Consider the following 19809-nt stretch of genomic DNA (forward strand, 5'->3'; position numbering starts at 1 on the left):
CACGGAAAACCCTCGTCGCTCACACCAGATCGCGTCTGCGCATCAGCCAAATCGTGCCGCCCGCGAACAGCACCGAATAGACGGCCAGCACGACCAGCGATTCCGTCCGCGAAAGAATCTGCTGCACACCGGGCGTGGCGGGACCGTCCACGGTGCGCATCGCTCCGGCCAGCGACCCGGCCGCCGTGCCGGGCAGATGATCGGTGACCACCTCGATCGCCGCGAAGATCCCGGCTACGCCGCGCAACAGGTTCTCCACCGCCAGCACCCAGACCAGGCCGAGCCCCACCGCGAGCGCGGGCCCACGGGCGAGCGCGCCGATCAGCGCCCCCGCCAACGTCCACATACCGAGAATGGCTACGCCGGTGGAAATTCCGAGCAGCGACCGATCCAGTGCGGGCATGGTGAGCGCCTGCGACTGGGACGCCGCGATCAGCGCGGCGACCGCGATGTCGACGACGAATGCCGCACACACCAGCGCCACCACCACGGTCGCGAGACTCAACACCACCGCGGCGACCGCTTGCACACGCGAAGGCCCCTGGGTGTAAACGGTTTTCCAGGTTCCCCAGCCGTATCCGCTGCCCACGGTCAGCGCGCCGAGGATGAGCATCAGCGCGCCGCCGAACATGGCCATGCCTTGGGTGAATACTTCGGGAACCGCCGCGGGCAGCATCTGTTGCAGCAACGCCTCGCGCGGCAGCCCGTTGGACATCCGGCTCGATTCGCCGGAGGTGTAGGCCAGATAGTTGAACAGATACGCGAACGTGAGGTTCAGCAGAATCCAAGTTCCGAGAACGATCCAGAATGCCGGCCACTTTCGCAGCCGCAGCATCTCGGCATTCGTGCTCGCCATCAGGTCCCGGATCGCCATGCCGTTCATCGCGCCGCCTCCCATCGCGTCATCTCGAAGAACACTTCTTCCAGGGACTTCTCCTCGACCCGCAGCTCCAGTAGGTCCGCGCCCGCCGCCACGACCGCACGCGCCACGGCGGGCGCGGTGACGGTGTCCGACTCGATCCGGATGCCGCTCGCGGTCAACAGCGCTGAACGGTCACCCACCAGCCCGCGCACCGCGGGCAGGGCCACCTCCACCGGCTCGGCCCGCACCACCAGCGACGAGTTGCCGCGCAACTGCGCGACCGTCGCTTCGGTGCGCAGCCTGCCCTGCGAGATCACGCCGACCCGGTCGCAGATCGCCTGAACTTCGCTGAGCATGTGACTCGACAGCAGCACCGTCCGCCCCTCGGCGGCCAAAGCGGTGATCAGCTCCCGCATTTCGGCCATACCGGCGGGATCGAGGCCGTTGGTCGGCTCGTCCAGGATGAGCAGGTCGGGGTTGCCCAGCAATGCCGCGCCCACGCCGAGGCGCTGTTTCATGCCCAGCGAGTAGGTCCGGTACTTGTCCTCGGCACGGCCCGCCAGCCCGACTCGCTCGAGCGCGTCCTCCACCTCCGGGCGCCCGAGCCCGCGATATTCGGCGAGCACGCGCAGGTTGTCCCGGCCGGAAAGGTAGGGATAGAACCCGGGCCCCTCGATGAGCACGCCGATCCGGCGCACCACCGCTGGATCGCCGGGCCGATGCCCCGCGACGGTGGCCGTACCCTCGCTCGGACGGATCAGCCCGGCCAGCATCCGCAGGGTGGTGGTCTTGCCCGCACCGTTCGCGGACATCCGTCGCCGGGCGACGATCCGCATACGTAACTGAAACGACGGATCGATCCGTGGCCGTAACGGATCAGCTGGTGCGGAGCCGCTTCCATGGTCTGCGAACACCCGAATCGGTGCAATTTCCACGAAATACGTTTCCAGGCGGACGTCGAATCACGACCGAGCCGCATAGGCTACGTGGGTGCGGGTGGCAGGGATGACAGATCGGAGTTCGGTCGGCTGGGATTGGGGCGTCGCGCTCGTCGTCGCCGCGGTTCAGTTGGTCGGAGGCACTTTCGCGAACATGCGGCAGACCGGAGTGCACTCCCTCGACGCACTCGGTTACCTGCTCTTGCTGGCCGGCCCGGTGGCGCTGATCCGGCGGCGCGCGCAACCGCTGCCCGTGCTGATCGTCGTGCTCGCCGTGTGCCTGGCGTACTTTCTGCGAGGCTACGGATACGGCCCGATCTTCGTCTCGTTGGTCATCGCCTTCTTGACCGCCGCGAGCAGCGGATCACGGTGGTGGACTTATCCGCTCGTCCCGCTCGGTTACCTGGCGCTGGTCTGGCCGCTGCCCGCACTGCTCGACCGCCCCGCGAACCTGTGGCAGGTGTTCGCGCTGATGGCGTGGCTGGCCGTGCTGCTGCTGGTGGCCGAGGGCATCCGGCAGCGCAAGGCCGTACTCGTCGCGCGCGGGCAGCGCGCCGAGGCCGCGCGCCGGGACGAGGAGGCGCAGCGTGAGCGGCGGGCCAGCGAAGAGCGGCTCGCCATCGCCCGCGAGCTGCACGACGTGCTGGCGCACAGCCTGTCGACGATCAACGTGCAGTCCTCGGTGGCGCTGGAACTGCTCGACAAACGCCCGGAGCAGGCGGAGACGGCGCTCACGGCGATCAAGAACGCCAGTCGTGACGCCCTCGCCGAGGTGCACGCGCTCCTGCACACGATTCGGTCCGGAAGCGCACCCGCGGCGCCCAGCGAGCAATCGCCCACAGCCGAGGCGAATGCCGAGGAGACCCGCCGGACAACCGAGGCCGAGCCGCCGCCCGCCCCGCGTACCCCCGCCCCGAGCATCGGCGATTTGGACGACCTGTTGCAGCGCCCGCGCAGCACCGGACTGACCGTCACCACGCGATTGCTCGGCACCCCGCAGCAATTGCCCAGCGTCATCGACGTGGCAGCGGCGCGAATCATCCAGGAGTCGCTGACCAACGTGCTCCGGCACGCACCCGGCGCCGAAGCAACGGTGACCGTGCGCTACACCCCGGACTCGGTCGACATCACCGTCGACAACAGCCGCCCGACCAGTGCCCCGACGCGCTCCGGGAACGGCGGCGGCAACGGCATCATCGGCATGCGCGAGCGCACGCACGCCCTCGGCGGCGCACTCACCGCGGGCCCGCGCCCCAGCGGCGGGTTCCGGGTCGCGGCCCGGCTGCCCACGCGAACACCCGAACCCGGCGCGGCCACGGCGTCACCGGGAGTGCCGATCCGAGGCGCCGGGGCGGCAGAAGCGGACCGGAACAACGCGGTAGCGCAAGCTCCGGACCAATCCACCGTGGCGACGAGCACGCCGAGCCGCGGCGACGCGGCCGCGAGAAGAACCGAGCAGAGCGGCACGACATCGGCCGCGGCCGATCAGAGTTCCGCGAAGGCTGCCGGGAATCGCACTCGATGACCACGGGCACGTCGAGCGCCACCGGCTCGAGCGAGAGCGAGTCGCGTGCCACACCGGACCGACCCGCCGATACGGCCGTACGACCGAGCACCCCGGCCGGTCGCGCGCAGCGCTGACGCGATCGTCAGCCCACGGCAGAGGAGATCCGATGCACGAGCACCACGATCCGGTCCCGGCACGCGCTCCATCCGGCATCCGGGTGCTGGTGGCCGACGACCAGGCATTGGTGCGCGGCGGGTTCGTGGCATTGCTGGATGCCCAGGACGGCATCGAAGTGGTCGGCGAGGCGGAAAACGGGGAGCAGGCCGTGCGCATGACCCGCGATCTGCGTCCCGACGTAGTGCTGATGGACATCCGCATGCCCATCCTGGACGGCTTGGCCGCCACCCGCGTGATCGCCGAGGACCCCCTGCTGGCCGAGGTGCGCGTAGTCGTGCTGACCACCTTCGAACTCGACGAGTACGTCTTCGAGGCGATGCGCTCCGGCGCGACGGGGTTCCTGGTGAAGCACACCGAACCGGCGGATCTGGTTCGTGCCGTCCGGGTGGTCGCCGCCGGCGACGCGCTGCTGTCCCCCGGCGTGACCCGCACGCTGATCGCGGAATTCTCCACCCGCGCGAAAACGCCGCCGACGGCCACGCTCGCCGAGCTCACCGATCGCGAACGCGAGGTGATGACGCTGGTCGCCGAGGGTCTCACCAACGCCGAGATCGGCGAACGGCTCTACATGAGCCCGGCGACCGCCCGTACCCATGTCAGCCGCATTCTCACCAAACTGCACGCCAGAGACCGCACCCAACTGGTGGTCATGGCTTACGAATCCGGACTCGTCCGCCCCGGCTGGCACTGAGCCGCCGATCATTGCCCAGGGGCCGGACCGCTTCGCCGCACTGCCATGGGAACCGGAATCAAACTACCCCGGCGCCCATCCTCCGAATAAAGACGGCAGGCCGGCGACCAGTCTGTGGGCAAACCCGCGCCGAATTCCGTGATTCGCGGTCGGACCATCCGGCAGAATGAGCGTCCCACCCCTTCTTGCGCGTTCTTCGGTGCGCGACTACGGCCAGGACCAGGCACAGCCGCAGCCCAGTCCGAGATTCTTCCTCCTCGCGCGGCGCGCCAGCGCAGTGCGACACGGTCCGACTTCTCCCGATATCAGCCGATAGCAATTTCTCAGCGAACATTAATTGTCCAGTCTGATGCCGATTAGCAAATAACTGGTAAATCACCGCGGGCAGAGCCTTCGCGCTCCGGACGTACGTATCCAGGCGTATTCCGAGTGCCGACGCGCGACCGATGCCCCCGGCATGCCCTTCGGCGCAGTCTTTCGTCATGAATATTTTCACTCGACCCGAGGCCGTGAGTTTTGATCCCACCATGAGCATGACCTTCGGTATCGTTCTCACTCCGCGTTCGGGAGCGGACTGGGCGCGCGAGGCAGCCGCCGTCGAAGAGCAGGGCTACCGGACCATCCTGCTGCCGGACACCCGGTTCACCCCCTCGCCGTTTCCGGCCCTCGCCGCGGCGGCCGCCGTCACCACCACCATTCGGCTGCGCCCGAACGTCCTCGCCGCACCGCTGCGCACACCGGCCGCCACGGTCAGGGAGACCGCGGCATTGCAGCTGCTGTCGGGCGGGCGTTTCGAACTCGGAATCGGCTCGGGACGCCCGGACGCCGCCGCCGAAGCACAGTGGCTCGGCACGTCCTGGGGTTCGCCCGCGCAACGGCGCGCACAGCTGGTCGCCACCATCGCCGCCGTGCGGGCTGGAGTGAACCCCACCCCACCGGTCGTGGTCGCCGCCAACGGACCCAGAATGCTTGCGACGGCGGCGGAATTCGCCGACCGCATCCTGCTGGCCGCGGCACCCGCGGCCACCGAGACGGAGCTGGCCGAGCTGGTCCGCACCGCACGGGACGGGACCGACCGCACCCTGCGCTTCACCCATCAGGTGGTCGGCATCGGGCAGCGGCTACCGATCTGGACCGCGACGAAGCTCGGCCTGACCGCCGACGCCCTCGCGGACGCGGGCGCGGCGGGCATGATTCCCGCGGAACCGGCCGCCGCCGCCGAGATCCTCGACCGACGCCGGGAAAAGTACGGCATCGACGAGGTGATCGTGCCCGGCGAACTCGCCGCTGACTTCGCACCGATCCTTGCCTACTTCGCCGACCACGATTCCTGACCCGGCGCAGCGACCGAGACCGAATACGAAAAAGCCCGTGCCCACAGGTGGGCACGGGCTTTTTCGGTTGTGACTTACTCGCCCGAGGCAGCTTCGGTGGAGCCTTCCGTCGCGCCGGTGAGCACGACTTCGGGCTTCTCCTCGCCCGCGGCCTTGGTCAGCTTCGCCTTACCGGTGAAGGTGAACTTGGCGTCTTCGCCGGAGCCCTCGCCGTCCCAGCCCTCGACGTCGACCTCGATGGTCTGGCCCGGACCGATCTCGCCGAAGAGGATCTTCTCCGACAGCTGGTCCTCGATCTCGCGCTGGATGGTGCGGCGCAGCGGCCGGGCACCGAGCACGGGATCGAAGCCACGCTTGGCCAGCAGGTTCTTGGCGTTCGGGGTGAGCTCGATCGCCATGTCCTTGTTCTTCAGCTGCGTGGCGACGCGGCCGATCATCAGGTCCACCATCTCGACGATCTGCTCGTTGGTGAGCTGGTGGAAGACGATCACGTCGTCGATGCGGTTGAGGAACTCCGGCCGGAAGTGCTTCTTCAGCTCGTCGTTCACCTTGAGCTTCATCCGCTCGTAGTTCGAGCCCTCGTTGTTCGACTGGGTGAAGCCGAGACCAACGGCCTTCGAGATGTCCGAGGTGCCGAGGTTCGAGGTGAAGATCAGCACCGTGTTCTTGAAGTCCACGGTACGGCCCTGGCCATCGGTCAGGCGGCCATCCTCCAGGACCTGCAACAGGGTGTTGTAGATCTCCTGGTGGGCCTTCTCGATCTCGTCGAACAGCACGACCGAGAACGGCTTGCGGCGCACCTTCTCGGTGAGCTGGCCACCCTCTTCGTAGCCGACGTAGCCCGGAGGGGCGCCGAACAGCCGCGAAGCGGTGAAGCGGTCGTGGAACTCGCCCATGTCGATCTGAATGAGCGCGTCGTCGTCGCCGAACAGGAAGTTCGCCAGCGCCTTGGACAGCTCGGTCTTACCGACGCCGGACGGGCCGGCGAAGATGAACGAGCCGGACGGACGCTTCGGATCCTTCAGGCCGGCACGGGTGCGGCGGATGGCCTTGGAGACGGCCTTGACCGCGTCCTCCTGGCCGATGATCCGCTTGTGCAGCTCGTCCTCCATGCGGAGCAGACGGGTGGTCTCCTCCTCGGTGAGCTTGAACACCGGAATACCGGTCCAGTTCGCCAGCACCTCGGCGATCTGCTCGTCGTCGACCTCGGCCACGACGTCCAGATCACCCGAACGCCACTGCTTCTCCCGCTCTGCCCGCTTGGCGACGAGCTGCTTCTCCTTGTCCCGCAGCCGCGCGGCCTTCTCGAAGTCCTGCGCGTCGATCGCGGACTCCTTCTCCCGGCGCGCCTCCGCGATCTTGTCGTCGAATTCGCGCAGGTCCGGCGGAGCGGTCATGCGACGGATGCGCATCCGCGCGCCCGCCTCGTCGATCAGGTCGATCGCCTTGTCCGGCAGGAACCGGTCGTTGATGTAGCGGTCGGCAAGGGTGGCGGCGGCCACCAACGCGCCGTCGGTGATGGAGACCCGGTGGTGCGCCTCGTAGCGGTCGCGCAGACCCTTGAGGATGTTGATGGTGTGCTCGACGGTCGGCTCGCCCACCTGCACCGGCTGGAACCGGCGCTCCAGGGCGGCGTCCTTCTCGATGTACTTGCGGTACTCGTCGAGGGTGGTCGCGCCGATGGTCTGCAGCTCGCCGCGGGCCAGCTTCGGCTTCAGGATCGAGGCCGCGTCGATGGCGCCCTCGGCGGCGCCCGCACCGACCAGCGTGTGCAGCTCGTCGATGAACAGGATGATGTCGCCGCGGGTGTTGATCTCCTTGAGCACCTTCTTCAGGCGCTCTTCGAAGTCACCGCGGTAGCGGCTGCCCGCGACCAGGGAGCCCAGGTCGAGGGTGTAGAGCTGCTTGTCCTTCAGCGTCTCGGGGACCTCGCCGTTGACGATGGCCTGCGCGAGCCCCTCGACGACGGCGGTCTTGCCGACGCCGGGCTCGCCGATCAGCACCGGGTTGTTCTTGGTACGGCGGCTGAGCACCTGCATGACCCGCTCGATCTCTTTCGAGCGGCCGATGACCGGATCGAGTTTGCCCTCGAGCGCGGCCTGGGTCAGGTTGCGACCGAACTGGTCGAGCACGAGCGAGGTGGACGGTGTGCCCGCCTCGCCGCGCGAACCGGATTCGACCGGCTCCTTGCCCTGATATCCCGACAGCAACTGGATGACCTGCTGGCGCACACGGTTGAGATCGGCGCCCAGCTTCACCAGCACCTGCGCCGCCACGCCCTCGCCCTCACGGATGAGGCCGAGCAGGATGTGCTCGGTGCCGATGTAGTTGTGGCCGAGCTGCAGCGCTTCGCGAAGGCTCAGCTCAAGCACCTTCTTGGCGCGCGGGGTGAACGGGATATGACCGGACGGGGCCTGCTGGCCCTGGCCGATGATCTCCTCCACCTGGCTGCGCACGCCTTCCAGCGAAATGCCGAGCGACTCCAGCGACTTGGCCGCGACGCCCTCACCCTCGTGAATCAGCCCCAGCAGGATGTGCTCGGTGCCGATGTAGTTGTGGTTGAGCATCCGGGCCTCTTCCTGGGCCAGGACAACGACACGCCTCGCGCGGTCGGTGAACCTCTCGAACATCGCTCCCTCACTCTCCTGCTCCGACATTCTGGCAACAGACGCCGCAGTGTGCTGTGTACAACAACCGTGGGCGTCAGCCTGCCATGAAGCCCGGGGGTTGCGGCCCCCGCCTCCACTCTAGTTGGCGGGGGATGCCACCGCCGCCGGTCCACCCTATTGCCGACCGGCGACAGCACGGTCATTCACTCATAACGTGGGCGTCGCGGGATTCGTTTCCGGCCGGGTTTTGCCCTCAGCGAACAAACCGTCCGCCGACCGGATCTGCGCCGCACACGTACGACCTCGGCCGCCTACCCCGTGTACGGGTCGACGAAACCGCAGGGCACCGGGCGTTGATGAGCGGGATCGAGCGCGTTGAGCACGTAGGTCGCGGCCCTCTTGCTGCCCGCTATGCCCGTATGCCCAGAGTATTCCGTCGCGCAGCCGTCCTGAACCACGATGTTGGTCACATGGGGGCCGGTGACCAAGCCGGAGGTATACGGCACCACCAGTTCGTCCAGCTGGGTCGCGATATTGGTGTAGGTCACGTCGGGGTGGTAGACGCCGTCCGCGTTGAGCTCGCGCACGAACTCCGACCCTTGCAACACCTGCCTGCAGGCATTGCACGGCGATCCGGCCACGGCGTCGAACAGCGGACCGAGGCCGAGGCGTGTGCCGAACGCGTTCAGGTCCGCCATGCCGTACGCGTTCGAGCCTTGCCACGGCGGGGCCAGACCGACCATCTTGTCCACCTTGCCCGCGCCCGCGAGCCGTTTGACGAAGTAGTTGCCGATGAAGTTGCCCTGGGAATGGCCGATGAGGTCGACTTTGTGCGCACCGGTCGCGGCGCGCACCCGGTCTACGAAGGCGGCGAGCTGGGCCGCGCTCTGCTCGATCGGGAGCATGCCCCCGATGGCCGACGCGGGCCACGGCAGGTCGTAGGCGCCGAACGTGGCCGAGTACACGCAGTAGCCCTCGTTGGCCAGCAGCGGCGCGTACACGCCCCAGTTCGTCTGTGCGCCACCGCCCGTGCCGTGCACGAGGACCACGGGGTTCGGATGCTCGGAGTTCGGCCGGCAAGACCAGTCGTTGGTGCCAGGCAGCGAACCACCCGGATTGGACAGTTCGGCGGGAATGCCCGCGAAGAAGTTGAACTCGACCGGATATCGCTCCTGGGCGTGCGCAGCGCCCGCGGTGGCGCACACCGCGGTGAGCAGAACGATGAACAACGAAAAGCCTGGGACACGCCGCACGATAGCCTCCCGGTCCGGATCGTCTTCGGGGAAGCTACCGCACGGAGTGGCCCAGACGGCGCAGATTCCGGCGGGTCGTTGTGGAAATCAGCTCTGACCGAAGGCCGACGCGCCGGACGGGTACGACGCCGTGTAATCGCCTGCGGTGATCCGGCCCGGCGCCGCCGCGGCGGATGCCTTCCCCTGCTGGATTCCCGCGACGAACAGCGCACCGCACAGCACCAGGAAGGCCAGCGTGTGGAAGACGCCGCGCACGATGTTCCAACGCACCCAGGCGGATTCGAAATCGGCGCGCACCGCCGCCGGGTCGGCGATCGACGCCGGGTCGCCCGCGGCGGCCAGTTGGTCGTTGAGCGGAACATTCAGCCCGGAGGTCACCGCGAAGGCGATCACGTTGAGCACCAGAGCCAGGCCGATCCAGATCAGCGTGCTCCGGTGCTCACGTCCCAGATGCAGCGCCGCGGCCAGGATGGTGAACCCGACCGTGCCGAGGAAGCCGATCATGAACCAGGGGTTGATGATCACCACGTTGATCTTCTGCATCGCGTCGATCATCGCGCGATCGTCGGTGCGGGCCAGCGCGGGCATCACCGAATTGGCGTACGCGTAGAAAAGGCCCGCGACCAGGCCCGTAGCCGGTGTGGCGAGCACCAGTGCGGCGAGACGTGTGGCGGTCATGACTTTCCTCCTGCTTCGGAAACCGGCCGGAGCCATCGCCCCGGCCGCTTGTCTCCGAGTCAAGCCGTCGCCGCCCCGACTCTCCATGGTCGAGAAGCTCGATCGGATGAGCGAGCGTCTACGGTGGACGTCTCAGAGGTCCCGATCGGAAATGAGCCCACTCTGCATGGCCAGTCCGGCCAGCCGCACCCGCTTCTGGTTCTGCGGCAGATCCTCCACCCCGAACTTGGCGAACAACGCGCGTAGATGGGTCTTGATCGCGTCGACGCTGAGGAACAACTCCTCGGCGATCTGCTGATTCGAGGCGGGAGTGGCAAAACCCGCGCCGTGCTTGTACGGGCGGCACAGCGCGACCAGGACCGAGCGCTGCGTTTCGGTGAGCGACCGCGCGGTGGGTATCGAGCCGGTGGAGGTGCGGGTGATGTCGTCGGACACGCCGCCGAAGTCGTGAAAGGACACCCGAGACGTACCGACCCGGATGACGTCGCCCGCCATCAGTCTGCGGCGGCCGACCAGCCGGTCCCCGTTGACGAAAGTGCCGTTGCGGGAGAGGCCGTCGTCCACGATGGTCCAGTGCGCACCCAGGTATTCGACCGCCGCGTGCAACCGGGACACCTCGGCGTCCCAGCTCAGGGCGAGATCGGCATGCGGGGAGCGGCCGATGGTGACGCGGCCGCGGTCGGGCGTGAGCGTGAGCTCCTGCTGCCGACCGGCGTCATCGGTGAACCGCAAGAATGATCCGACGAATCCTGTCACTGCGCCGATACCTCACCTCTCCATACCGCCAGTGACCTTCGCACGTTTCCATGGTGCCGCTTCCGGGTACCACGAGCAAGATCGATTCATCCGCCGTGACGGGCCACCGTGCGATCAGGTCTCGCTGCTATATCGAAGCCCTATCACAAACAAGACCGCCGTCCCGACGTCGCACGATTCGCCGGGACGGCGGCCGGAAAAAGAACTATCCCTTCGCGGCCTTGTTGTACGCGTCGGTGATGTCGGCGGAGATGCGGCCCCGCGCGGACACCTTGTGCCCATTACGGCGCGCCCACTCACGAATTGCGGCGCTTTGTTCCCGATCGATCGAGACCCGGCTCTTCGGAGTGCCCGTTGCGGCCGCGGCGGCCTTGACCCGGCGCCGGCCACTGACCCGGCGCGCATTCGAAACCCACTCCTCCAAACCGTCGCGCAGCTTCGCCGCATTTGCCGACGACAGGTCGATCTCGTACGACACACCGTCGATCGCAAACTCGATGGTCTCGTCTGCGATGGACTCACCGTCGACATCGTCGATCAGGCTAACGGTGACCTTCTTTGCCATGAGATGAACGTCCTCTCGAAATCGTGCGACCCGCATACTAGGCCGATTACCCGAGGCAAGAATACCTCGAATTCCGGAAATTCCAAGACGGAGCCGCTGCTTTGCAATCCAGTGGTCACCTGGTGACCGGACGCACAATTGGGAACAGTATCGTTTCTCGGATTCCCAAACCCGTCAACGCCATCAACAACCGATCGATTCCCATACCCGTTCCGGTCGTCGGCGGCATGCCGTGCTCCATCGCGGCGAGGAAGTCCTCGTCCAGCACCATCGCCTCGTCGTCGCCCTGCGCGGCCAACCTGGCCTGGTCGACGAACCGCTCCCGCTGGATCACCGGGTCGACCAACTCCGAATAGCCCGTGGCCAACTCGAAGCCGCGCACATAGAGGTCCCACTTCTCCGTGACGCCTGCGGTGCTGCGATGCTGCCTGGTCAACGGGGATGTCTCCACCGGGAAGTCGCGCACGAAAGTCGGTGCGTACAGCTTGTCACCATACTGGTGTTCCCAAAGTTCCTCGACGAGTTTCCCGTGACCGTAGCCCTTGCCCTCCGGAATTTCCAGACCGACCCGATCCGCGAGTGCGCGCAATTCGGCGACCGATGTTTCCGGAGTGACCTGCACACCCAGCGCATCGGACAGCGACGAGTACATCTCGACGGTGGCCCACTCGCCACGGAGATCGTATTCGGTGCCGTCGGCCAGGGTCACCACCTGCGTGCCGAACGCCTCCTGCGCCACTTCCTGCACCAATTCCCGGGTCATCACCGCCGAGTCGTCATAGGTGCCGTAAGCCTGGTACGTCTCCAGCATCGCGAACTCGGGGGAATGCGTGGAGTCCGCCCCCTCGTTGCGGAAGTTCCGGTTGATCTCGAAGACCCGCTCCAAGCCGCCGACCACGCAGCGCTTCAGGAACAACTCGGGCGCGATGCGCAGGAAGAGGTCCATGTCGAGGGCATTGGAATGGGTGACGAACGGCCGGGCCGCGGCGCCGCCGTGCAGCGTCTGCAGCATCGGCGTCTCCACCTCGAGAAAGCCTCTGCGCTCGAGCGCGTTGCGCAGCGCGCGCACCACGGCGATGCGGGTACGGGCCATCTCCCTGGCCTCAGGGCGCACGATCAAGTCCACATAACGCTGCCGGACCCGCGACTCCTCGTTCATCTCCTTGTGCGCCACCGGCAGCGGCCGCAGGGCCTTCGCCGCCATGAACCAGGAATCGGCCATGACGCTCAGTTCCCCGGTTCGCGAAGAGATGACCTCACCGTGCACGAAAACGAAGTCACCGAGGTCGACGTCCGCCTTCCACGCGGCAAGCGCGTCCGCGCCGACCCCGTTCAGACTGATCATCGCCTGCAGCTTGGTGCCGTCGCCTTCCTGCAGTGTCGCGAAACACAACTTGCCGGTATTACGCAGGAATATGACGCGCCCGGCGACGCCCACCTCTTGTCCCGTGGAGGTGTCGGCGGCCAGGTCCGGATATGCGGCCCGAATTTCCGCCAGGGTATGCGTACGCGGCACGACGACGGGATAGGCCTCGCCACCGGCCGCGAGCAGCCGCTCCCGCTTCTCCCGGCGAATCCGTATCTGCTCCGGGGCATCGTCGGCGGCGGGCGCCACAGCGGGCCGCAAATCCGATGTCGATGCGGTCGAAGAGGCAGAGTTCGGGGTGCTCACATCGAACAACCCTAGCGTGCACCGGAAATCGTTTTGCGCGCCGCCCGGACTCCGACCCGGAGTAACGAAACGGTATCGATGCGGCGCACCGCCCGGGACGTCCCGGTCCGCGCCCCGGAGACGCAAAATAGCCGGTGCGCATCATCGTGTGTGCGAAAACACCTGCGCGCCCGGCTATTTCGAGATGGAGGTGTTGGCGGGGAAATTACAGCGAGGCGAGCGCCTCGGCCTCACGCACGAAGTGCGACGCCCCGACGGCGACGTTCAACAGCCCGGCCGCCTTCAACGCCTGGTAGCCGCCCACCAGATCGGTCGCCCGGTGCAGCCCGAGTTGCTGCAGGGCGGCGGCGGCCAAGCTGGAGGTATAGCCCTCGGAGCAGACGACGATCCATTCCACGTCGTGATCGGCGGCCAGCGCCAAGCGGGCCGAACTGGTGGGGTCCAGCCGCCATTCCAGGACATTGCGCTCGATCACCAAGGCGCCGGGCAAGGTGCCCTCGCGTCCGCGTTGCGCCTGCGGCCGGATATCCACCAGAATGGCGCCCCGCTCGATGGCTTCCGGCAATTCGAAGGCATAGATCCGGTCGAGTTGTGCCCGTGCGTTCTCGAGCATCTGATCGATGGTCAAACGGGTCATCACATGTCACCTTCGGGCTGGTCGGTGAGGACGGTTCGGGTGCGCCGCAGGGTGCCGTGGCCGGTCACCTCGTAATACGACATGGCGGTGAGCGGCGGGGAATAGGCGTGCACGCTGAGCGTCGGATCGAGCGGGCCCGCGGATTCGACGGCGCCGGGCACGTCGGCCGGCGCCCGCATGACGTCGTGCACCCAGCCGATCGGGAACGAGGCCTGGTCACCCGCCGCGAGCGTGCGGAAACGCAATTCCGTTCCGTTCCAACGGTATTCGGATAACGCGCCGCTGAGCACGGTGAGCGCGCCGAGCGACCCGGCATGGTCGTGCAACTCGGTCGACTTGCCCGGCGTCCAGCTGATCAGCCAGACGTCGACCTCGTCGTCGGCGAGCAGCCTGGTCGCCCAGCGCTCGTCGTGCGGCCATTTCCCATCAGCGGGAAGCAGGTGGTCATAGCGACCGGCGAGCACGTCCTCGGCGCCCTCGTCGGTCAGCCGCAGCAGATCGGCCGGGCGCAACCGAGTGGGCAGAGCGGGTGCCACCGAACGTTCCACCGGCGGAGTAGCCGACAGCGCCGTACGCGCGGAAGAAAGGGAAAGAACAGAAGAACGCATGAGCGAATCTCCAGGAGGAAGGTAACGGTCGAGGGCGGGAACTCAGCCTCGATCGGTCGAGGCACGTCAGCCTCGACAACACTCCTGGGTGCTCACGATGAAAGTCACGAGAGGGAGTTTAACAGCATGCGATGCGGTGTCGACAAGTCCCTGGCCTGCGACGAATCCAACACCGCGCATATCAGACATTTCCCTTGCGCCGCTGGTTGCGTTCGTATACGAGCCGCAGGCCGGTCAACGTGAGATGCGGATCGTGGTCGTCGATCGTTTCCGATTCCGGGACGATCAGCGGCGCGGTCGCGCCGGTCGCCACCACCGCGACATCGTCGCCGGCGAAGGCGTCGAACTCGTCGCGAATCCGATCGATCAGGCCGTCGACCATCCCGGCGAAACCGAATACCGCGCCGGACTGCATGCATTCCATGCTGTTCTTCCCCAGCACCGACCGTGGCCTGGTCAGCTCCGCCCGCCGCAGCGCACTGCGTTCTACCAGGGCTTCCGTGGAGATCTCCACACCGGGTGCGATGATCCCGCCGAGAAACTCGCCCTTCTTCGACACCAGATCGACGCAGATCGCCGTGCCGAAATCGACGACGATCGCGGGCCCGGAATACCGCTGGTAGGCGGCCAGGCAATTGACGATGCGGTCGGCGCCGACTTCTTTCGGATTGTCCACCAGCAGCGGAATCCCGGTGCGCACACCGGGTTCCACCAACACGTGCGGAACGTGTGCCCAGTATTGGCCCAGCATGCCGCGCAGTTCACGCAGCACGGGCGGCACCGTCGAAAGCGCCGAGACGCCGATCACCTCGTCAAGTTGCGCGCCCACCAACCCGCGCACCTGCATGGCGAATTCGTCGGCGGTCAGCAACGGATTGGTGTGCATACGCCAGTGGCGCACCAGTTTCGAATGCGCTCCGGAACCGGAGAACAAGCCGAGTTCGATACTCGTATTGCGGACATCGATGGTCAGCAACATGTCCGGTCGCCGCTGTTCAGACGAACGACAGCGAGCGCGGCGAGGTCAGGCCCGAGCCCTCCGGTGCGTGCGCCGGGTCCGAACCGAGCTCGACCGGGCGGTTGCGCTCGTCGACGAAGACCACCTTGGGGTCGTACTCCTTCAGTTCCTGCTCGTTCAGCTGGCCGTAGGCGATCAGGATCACGAGGTCGCCGGGATGCACCAGGTGGGCGGCGGCGCCGTTGATCCCGATCACCCCCGAACCCCGTTCACCGGCGATCACGTAGGTCTCCAGGCGGGCGCCGTTGTCGATGTCGACGATGCAGACCTGCTCGCCTTCCAGCAGATCGGCGGCGTCGAGCAGGTCCTGGTCCACGGTGACCGAGCCGACGTAGTGCAGGTCGGCGTGCGTCACGGTGGCACGGTGGATCTTCGACTTCATCATGGTGCGCAGCATTGCGTCGACCTTTCTAGTTCGCGGGAGGAAACGGGGCGGGATTCGACACCGCCGGAACGGACCGGGGGTCCACGGCGGGCCGCGAACCGGAGACGTTGGGATGGCCATCGATCGGTGCGCCGAGCGTGACGGCGATGTTGTCGATGAGCCGGGTAGTGCCCACCCGGGCCGCGATCAGCAATCTGGCGTTGCCCGCGGCCGGAGCGGGGCCCAGGGTGGCCGAGCGCAATTCCAGGTAGTCGACGTCCACGCCGGGCACGGCGTCGAGCACCTGACGGGCGGCCGCGAGCACCGCGTCGCCGCCGAGTCCGCCCGCGTGCTTGCCCGCCGACAAGGCGGCCGACAAGGCGAGCGCCGATTCGCGCTGCGCGGGGTCGAGATAGCGATTGCGTGAGGACATGGCCAAGCCGTCGGCCTGACGGACGGTGACCACCGGCGTGATCTTCACGTCGAAGTTCAGATCGCGAACCATCTGCCGGATCAACGTGAGCTGCTGGTAGTCCTTCTCGCCGAAGAACGCCTCGGTCGGCCGCGCGATCTGCAGGAGCTTGGCGACCACGGTGAGCATGCCCGCGAAATGGGTCGGGCGGCTCGCCCCTTCCAGCTCCGCGCCGAGCGGGCCTGGCTGCACCGTGGTCCGCGGGCCGTCCGGATACATGTCGGACACGCTGGGCGCGAACACCAGCTCGACACCCTCCGCGCGCAACAACTCGACGTCGGCGTCCAGCGTGCGTGGGTACTTGTCCAGGTCTTCGTTCGCCCCGAACTGCAACGGGTTGACGAAGACCGAGACGATGACCACCTGGTTGGTCCGCTTGGCCAGTCGCACAATCTCCAGGTGCCCCTCGTGCAGCGCACCCATGGTCGGCACCAGCGCCACGGTACGGCCGACGCCGCGCAGCGCGGCGGACACCGCGCCGAGCACGGCGGGATCGTGGTGGACGGTCAGCGCACCGGGCCGGTAGGCGCCGCGCAGTTTCGGGTCCAACATCAGCGTCCTTCCAGCAGTTCGATGACGGCGGGGGCGGTGCCCGCGCGTTCCGCCGTGCGTAGCGACAGTGCGCGATACGCCTCAGCCAGCCTGGCGTCCACCGACGCCAGCGCGGTCAGATGCGCGGCCACCGCGTCCGCGTCACCACGGGCAACCGGGCCGGTCAGCGCCGACTGGCCGCGCCGCAACGCGTTGTCCAGCGCCGCCGATGCCAGGGGCGCGAGCAGACGCTCGGCCAGGCCGTTGGGCTGCTCGTCGACCAGCTGCTGCCCCATCAGGCCGGGGCCGGCCAGGGCGGCGCGCAACGCGGCCACCGCGTCGACGATCACCGTGACCAGGTGATTGCTCCCGTGCGCGAGCGCGGCGTGGTACAGCGGCCGGTTCTCCTCCGGCACCCGGACCGGCTCGCCGCCCATCTCGATCACCAGCGACTGCGCGATGGCGTAGCCGACCTCATCGGCGGCGGTGATGCCGAAGCACGCGTTGCCGAGGCGGTTCACGTCCTCGTCGTGTCCGGTGAAGGTCATGGCCGGGTGGATGGCCAGCGGAAGCGCGCCGATCTCGGCCAGGGGCGCGAGTACGCCGACGCCGTTCGCGCCGGACGTGTGGGCGACGATGGTGCCAGGACGGACGACTTCCGCACCGGCCAGACCGCGCACCAGGCCGGGAAGCTCGGCGTCGGGCACGGCCAGCAACAGCAGCTCGCTGCGGGCGGCCACCTGTTCGATCGGCAGGATCTCCGAATCGGGCAGCCGGGTCCGGGCACGCCGCACCGACGCGTCGGAGATCGCGCAGACGCCGAACACGACGTGTCCGGCGCGCTCGAGTGCGACGCCCAATGCCGAGCCCACGCGTCCCGCCGAGACGATTCCCACCGTCAGGCGTGCGGGCGCGGGGTCGTGGCCCGAAGCAGCGTTGTCGGAATTCACGCTTCTCGAGGTCAACGTTGTCCTCTCGATGTCGTTCCAGTCCCGCCATGCGGGTACCGGACGGTACGCCACGAGGATATCTACAGGTGCTTCGCCGCCGCCACGGGGTGTCCGCGTGATCTAGGCCGCAGTACCGGGCCGGGCCCCGGCCCGCTCACCGGCCGTCGCGCTCCTCGGATTGCAGGTTGGCCATGATCTCCGCGACCGAGAGACGACGCGACGGCGTCTCGTCGTCGCTTTCCGCCCGGCGGCGCCTGCGCGCGCTCGGCGTGCCCATGGCGGGCGCTGAGGCCGGCCGAGGGGCCGGTTCCGGCGTCGGCTGGGGCCGTGCGGCGGGCTGGGTGGGTGGCTCGTCCAGCGGCTCCTCGTCCACCGTCTCGGTGAAGGCGTCGGCCCAGCCGCGCGGCTCGGCGTAGCGCGCCCGCTCCGCGTCTCCCTCGTCGGCGTCGTCGAGGGAGACGACCGCGGTCTCCGCGGTGACCGGATCATCGAAGGGGCTGGCGAAGACCGGTGGCTGGGGATGGTCGGGCTCGAAGATCGGCGTCATACTGCTACGCGGTTGCTGGTCGGCGAACATCGACCACATCCCGGCATTCGCGGAGCTATTGTTCCCCGGATCCGTGCCGGAGCTGGTCAGCTCCTGGATCCTGGTCGCGTCGGCGCGCAACGCGGGGCGATCCATCGGCAGATCGCCGTCGAACAGCCGCTGCAGGCTCTGCCGCAGCACGGTGAGCTCCGCGCGCAAGGCCGCGAGTTCGGTCGCGTCGGCGCCCACCTCCTCGCGGACCCGCGCCTCTACGCCGAGCTCGTACTCGCGGCGCGCGGCGACCTCACGCTCCAGTTGCAACGCGTAGACGGTTTGCAGATCGCGGACCTTCGCCTTGTCGATCGTCGCCTCTTTGCGGTACTTCGTCGCAGCAAGAGCCCCGATCGCCGCGGCCCACAGGGCCGCGACCAGACCTACCCGTACGAACTCGACGCTGTTGCTGAAGATCAGGAAAACACTGGCAACCAGACCGAGCACGATCAGGACGCCGACGAATAGTTTTCCCGCGTCGTCCCGCCGTCCACGGGAAGTGCTGCTACGGGAGGGTGAAACCATGCCAGCCAGGGTAGCCAATTGCTTCGGCCACGCCCAGATTCCGGTTTTGTTATTAAGTTCGTGAAACTAGCTATGTAGTTGCCGCATCGTCGGTGGGATCCTCCGGCGCCCGGCAGCAATACTCCAGCCAGAGGGCCGCAGCAACCAAAGCGAAGCCAGCCAGCATCCCGACGATCGCGCCGGGGCTGTCGGCCGCGGCCGCGCGCAAGGTGCCGCGCTGCGGGAAGACCCAGCACAGGAATCCGAGCCAGATACCCGCGGCGATCGAACCGACCTGCGCCGACGCCTTGGCCAACGCGACGGCGCGGGCCGCCGTGATCGGATGCAACTGGTGACGTCCATCGCCGATCTGGTGGTCGTTGACCCGCGCCCGGATGACGAAAGCGAGCACCGCTTCGATCGCGGCCACCGGATACAGCGATGCGCCCGCGAAGATCGAGATCGGCGGGAAGCTGTCATAGGCCACCCGGGTGGCGATCCACGCGACGATCGCGGCGATCAGCACGTTCGCCACGAGGTCGAGTATGCGAGTCGGCTTCAGTTTCACGACATCGCGCCCGTCAGCGAGAACGCGGTGCGACGCACCCCGGCGCGTTCGTCCGGATCGAGCCCGGCCAGCAGATCCGCGACAGCGTGCGGCACGCCGTCGACCTCGAGCACCGCGTCCGGCATCACGTCCAGCCACGGCGCCAGCACGAAGGCGCGCCGATGCGCCTGCGGGTGCGGCAGGATGAGATCCGGGTCGGCGCTACGGCACGCGACCTGCTCACCGCCGCGCAGTTCGGCGCACCACACCACGTCCACGTCGAGCGTGCGTGCGCCCCAGCGCACTTCACGCACTCGTCCCGAGGCCTGCTCCAGCTCCTGCCCGCGACGCAGCCAGTCGGCGCAGCCGAAGGCCGGATCCTCTACCAGCACAGCGGCATTGAGATAGTCGCCCTGCGGGACGCCACCCCAGGGCGCGGTGGAATACACGGCGGAGACCGCCAGCACGCGATGGCCGAACCCGTCCAGGACGCTACGCAGATGCGCGAGCCGATCACCCAGATTCGAACCGATGGACAGCACGGCACGGGTCATCGGCG

At 67.6% G+C, this 19809-nt stretch carries 20 protein-coding genes; 3 read left to right on the forward strand and 17 right to left on the reverse strand.

Features of this window, described 5'->3' with window-relative positions:
* Window positions 1–19 precede the first annotated feature (19 nt).
* Together ACWEO7_RS13265 and ACWEO7_RS13270 are read right to left on the reverse strand one after the other, a co-directional pair.
* Window positions 20–883: an ABC transporter permease gene (locus tag ACWEO7_RS13265; protein ID WP_452423294.1), complete on the reverse strand. Its 864-nt coding sequence runs from the start codon at window positions 881–883 to the stop codon at window positions 20–22.
* The gene (locus tag ACWEO7_RS13270; protein ID WP_452423296.1) at window positions 880–1674 is read right to left on the reverse strand and encodes an ATP-binding cassette domain-containing protein; all 795 of its coding nucleotides are present in this window, start codon (window positions 1672–1674) and stop codon (window positions 880–882) included. The genes ACWEO7_RS13265 and ACWEO7_RS13270 overlap by 4 nt, the downstream gene beginning before the upstream one ends.
* 193 nt (window positions 1675–1867) lie before the next feature.
* Between ACWEO7_RS13270 and ACWEO7_RS13275 the strand changes: the two genes are divergently transcribed.
* The 3 genes from ACWEO7_RS13275 to ACWEO7_RS13285 all read left to right on the forward strand — a co-directional run bounded on the left by ACWEO7_RS13275 (window position 1868) and on the right by ACWEO7_RS13285 (window position 5509).
* On the forward strand, window positions 1868–3325 hold the full coding sequence (locus tag ACWEO7_RS13275; protein WP_452423298.1) for a histidine kinase: 1458 nt from the start codon (window positions 1868–1870) through the stop codon (window positions 3323–3325).
* Between the two features lie 148 nt (window positions 3326–3473).
* Window positions 3474–4175 carry a response regulator gene (locus ACWEO7_RS13280; RefSeq protein ID WP_452423300.1) on the forward strand — a complete coding sequence of 234 codons (702 nt, stop codon included), beginning with the start codon at window positions 3474–3476 and terminating at the stop codon, window positions 4173–4175.
* A 527-nt stretch (window positions 4176–4702) separates the two neighbouring features.
* Window positions 4703–5509 carry an LLM class flavin-dependent oxidoreductase gene (locus ACWEO7_RS13285; RefSeq protein ID WP_452423302.1) on the forward strand — a complete coding sequence of 269 codons (807 nt, stop codon included), beginning with the start codon at window positions 4703–4705 and terminating at the stop codon, window positions 5507–5509.
* A 74-nt stretch (window positions 5510–5583) separates the two neighbouring features.
* Here ACWEO7_RS13285 and ACWEO7_RS13290 read toward each other — a convergent pair whose 3' ends face one another.
* The 15 genes from ACWEO7_RS13290 to folK form a co-directional block, all read right to left on the reverse strand.
* The gene (locus tag ACWEO7_RS13290; RefSeq protein ID WP_450018146.1) at window positions 5584–8139 is read right to left on the reverse strand and encodes an ATP-dependent Clp protease ATP-binding subunit; all 2556 of its coding nucleotides are present in this window, start codon (window positions 8137–8139) and stop codon (window positions 5584–5586) included.
* Between the two features lie 290 nt (window positions 8140–8429).
* Complete coding sequence (locus ACWEO7_RS13295; protein WP_452423304.1) at window positions 8430–9371, reverse strand: esterase/lipase family protein; 942 nt, start codon at window positions 9369–9371, stop codon at window positions 8430–8432.
* An 87-nt stretch (window positions 9372–9458) separates the two neighbouring features.
* The gene (locus ACWEO7_RS13300; RefSeq protein WP_452423306.1) at window positions 9459–10049 is read right to left on the reverse strand and encodes an anthrone oxygenase family protein; all 591 of its coding nucleotides are present in this window, start codon (window positions 10047–10049) and stop codon (window positions 9459–9461) included.
* 132 nt (window positions 10050–10181) lie between these two features.
* Entirely contained in the window at window positions 10182–10781 is a 600-nt protein-coding gene (locus ACWEO7_RS13305; RefSeq protein WP_355079137.1) for an FHA domain-containing protein, read from the reverse strand.
* A 229-nt stretch (window positions 10782–11010) separates the two neighbouring features.
* Entirely contained in the window at window positions 11011–11370 is a 360-nt protein-coding gene (locus ACWEO7_RS13310) for a histone-like nucleoid-structuring protein Lsr2 (protein WP_039794672.1), read from the reverse strand.
* A gap of 115 nt (window positions 11371–11485) precedes the next feature.
* Entirely contained in the window at window positions 11486–12985 is a 1500-nt protein-coding gene (lysS, locus tag ACWEO7_RS13315; protein WP_452423389.1) for a lysine--tRNA ligase, read from the reverse strand.
* 262 nt (window positions 12986–13247) lie between these two features.
* Entirely contained in the window at window positions 13248–13670 is a 423-nt protein-coding gene (locus ACWEO7_RS13320) for a rhodanese-like domain-containing protein (protein WP_355079260.1), read from the reverse strand.
* Between the two features lie 8 nt (window positions 13671–13678).
* A complete protein-coding gene (locus ACWEO7_RS13325; protein WP_450018139.1) occupies window positions 13679–14287 on the reverse strand; it encodes a cysteine dioxygenase in 609 nt (202 codons plus the stop codon).
* Between the two features lie 181 nt (window positions 14288–14468).
* Window positions 14469–15266 carry a type III pantothenate kinase gene (locus tag ACWEO7_RS13330; protein WP_452423308.1) on the reverse strand — a complete coding sequence of 266 codons (798 nt, stop codon included), beginning with the start codon at window positions 15264–15266 and terminating at the stop codon, window positions 14469–14471.
* 16 nt (window positions 15267–15282) lie between these two features.
* Window positions 15283–15702, reverse strand: coding sequence for an aspartate 1-decarboxylase (gene panD / locus ACWEO7_RS13335; protein WP_355079144.1), 420 nt, complete (start codon window positions 15700–15702; stop codon window positions 15283–15285).
* A gap of 13 nt (window positions 15703–15715) precedes the next feature.
* Complete coding sequence (gene panC / locus ACWEO7_RS13340; protein ID WP_452423310.1) at window positions 15716–16693, reverse strand: pantoate--beta-alanine ligase; 978 nt, start codon at window positions 16691–16693, stop codon at window positions 15716–15718.
* Entirely contained in the window at window positions 16693–17622 is a 930-nt protein-coding gene (locus ACWEO7_RS13345; protein ID WP_452423312.1) for a Rossmann-like and DUF2520 domain-containing protein, read from the reverse strand. Before ACWEO7_RS13345 ends, panC begins: the two co-directional genes overlap by 1 nt.
* A gap of 154 nt (window positions 17623–17776) precedes the next feature.
* Complete coding sequence (locus ACWEO7_RS13350) at window positions 17777–18724, reverse strand: DUF6779 domain-containing protein (RefSeq protein WP_452423314.1); 948 nt, start codon at window positions 18722–18724, stop codon at window positions 17777–17779.
* 70 nt (window positions 18725–18794) lie between these two features.
* A complete protein-coding gene (locus ACWEO7_RS13355; protein WP_450018193.1) occupies window positions 18795–19265 on the reverse strand; it encodes a DUF3180 domain-containing protein in 471 nt (156 codons plus the stop codon).
* A gap of 2 nt (window positions 19266–19267) precedes the next feature.
* The gene (gene folK / locus ACWEO7_RS13360; protein ID WP_452423316.1) at window positions 19268–19804 is read right to left on the reverse strand and encodes a 2-amino-4-hydroxy-6-hydroxymethyldihydropteridine diphosphokinase; all 537 of its coding nucleotides are present in this window, start codon (window positions 19802–19804) and stop codon (window positions 19268–19270) included.
* Between the last annotated feature and the right edge of the window lie 5 nt (window positions 19805–19809).

Source organism: Nocardia sp. NPDC004260, assembly GCF_053603155.1.

What these genes read in the sequence shown, in the direction of transcription:
- ACWEO7_RS13300 (WP_452423306.1), bottom strand. Translation starts at nt 10,049, where the DNA reads ATGACCGCCACACGTCTCGCCGCACTGGTGCTCGCCACACCGGCTACG.
- ACWEO7_RS13290 (WP_450018146.1), bottom strand. Translation starts at nt 8,139, where the DNA reads ATGTTCGAGAGGTTCACCGACCGCGCGAGGCGTGTCGTTGTCCTGGCC.
- ACWEO7_RS13350 (WP_452423314.1), bottom strand. Translation starts at nt 18,724, where the DNA reads ATGGTTTCACCCTCCCGTAGCAGCACTTCCCGTGGACGGCGGGACGAC.
- ACWEO7_RS13310 (WP_039794672.1), bottom strand. Translation starts at nt 11,370, where the DNA reads ATGGCAAAGAAGGTCACCGTTAGCCTGATCGACGATGTCGACGGTGAG.
- ACWEO7_RS13275 (WP_452423298.1), top strand. Translation starts at nt 1,868, where the DNA reads ATGACAGATCGGAGTTCGGTCGGCTGGGATTGGGGCGTCGCGCTCGTC.
- panD (WP_355079144.1), bottom strand. Translation starts at nt 15,702, where the DNA reads ATGCTGCGCACCATGATGAAGTCGAAGATCCACCGTGCCACCGTGACG.
- folK (WP_452423316.1), bottom strand. Translation starts at nt 19,804, where the DNA reads ATGACCCGTGCCGTGCTGTCCATCGGTTCGAATCTGGGTGATCGGCTC.
- panC (WP_452423310.1), bottom strand. Translation starts at nt 16,693, where the DNA reads ATGTTGGACCCGAAACTGCGCGGCGCCTACCGGCCCGGTGCGCTGACC.
- ACWEO7_RS13265 (WP_452423294.1), bottom strand. Translation starts at nt 883, where the DNA reads ATGAACGGCATGGCGATCCGGGACCTGATGGCGAGCACGAATGCCGAG.
- ACWEO7_RS13330 (WP_452423308.1), bottom strand. Translation starts at nt 15,266, where the DNA reads ATGTTGCTGACCATCGATGTCCGCAATACGAGTATCGAACTCGGCTTG.
- ACWEO7_RS13325 (WP_450018139.1), bottom strand. Translation starts at nt 14,287, where the DNA reads ATGCGTTCTTCTGTTCTTTCCCTTTCTTCCGCGCGTACGGCGCTGTCG.
- ACWEO7_RS13285 (WP_452423302.1), top strand. Translation starts at nt 4,703, where the DNA reads ATGAGCATGACCTTCGGTATCGTTCTCACTCCGCGTTCGGGAGCGGAC.
- ACWEO7_RS13270 (WP_452423296.1), bottom strand. Translation starts at nt 1,674, where the DNA reads ATGTCCGCGAACGGTGCGGGCAAGACCACCACCCTGCGGATGCTGGCC.
- ACWEO7_RS13280 (WP_452423300.1), top strand. Translation starts at nt 3,474, where the DNA reads ATGCACGAGCACCACGATCCGGTCCCGGCACGCGCTCCATCCGGCATC.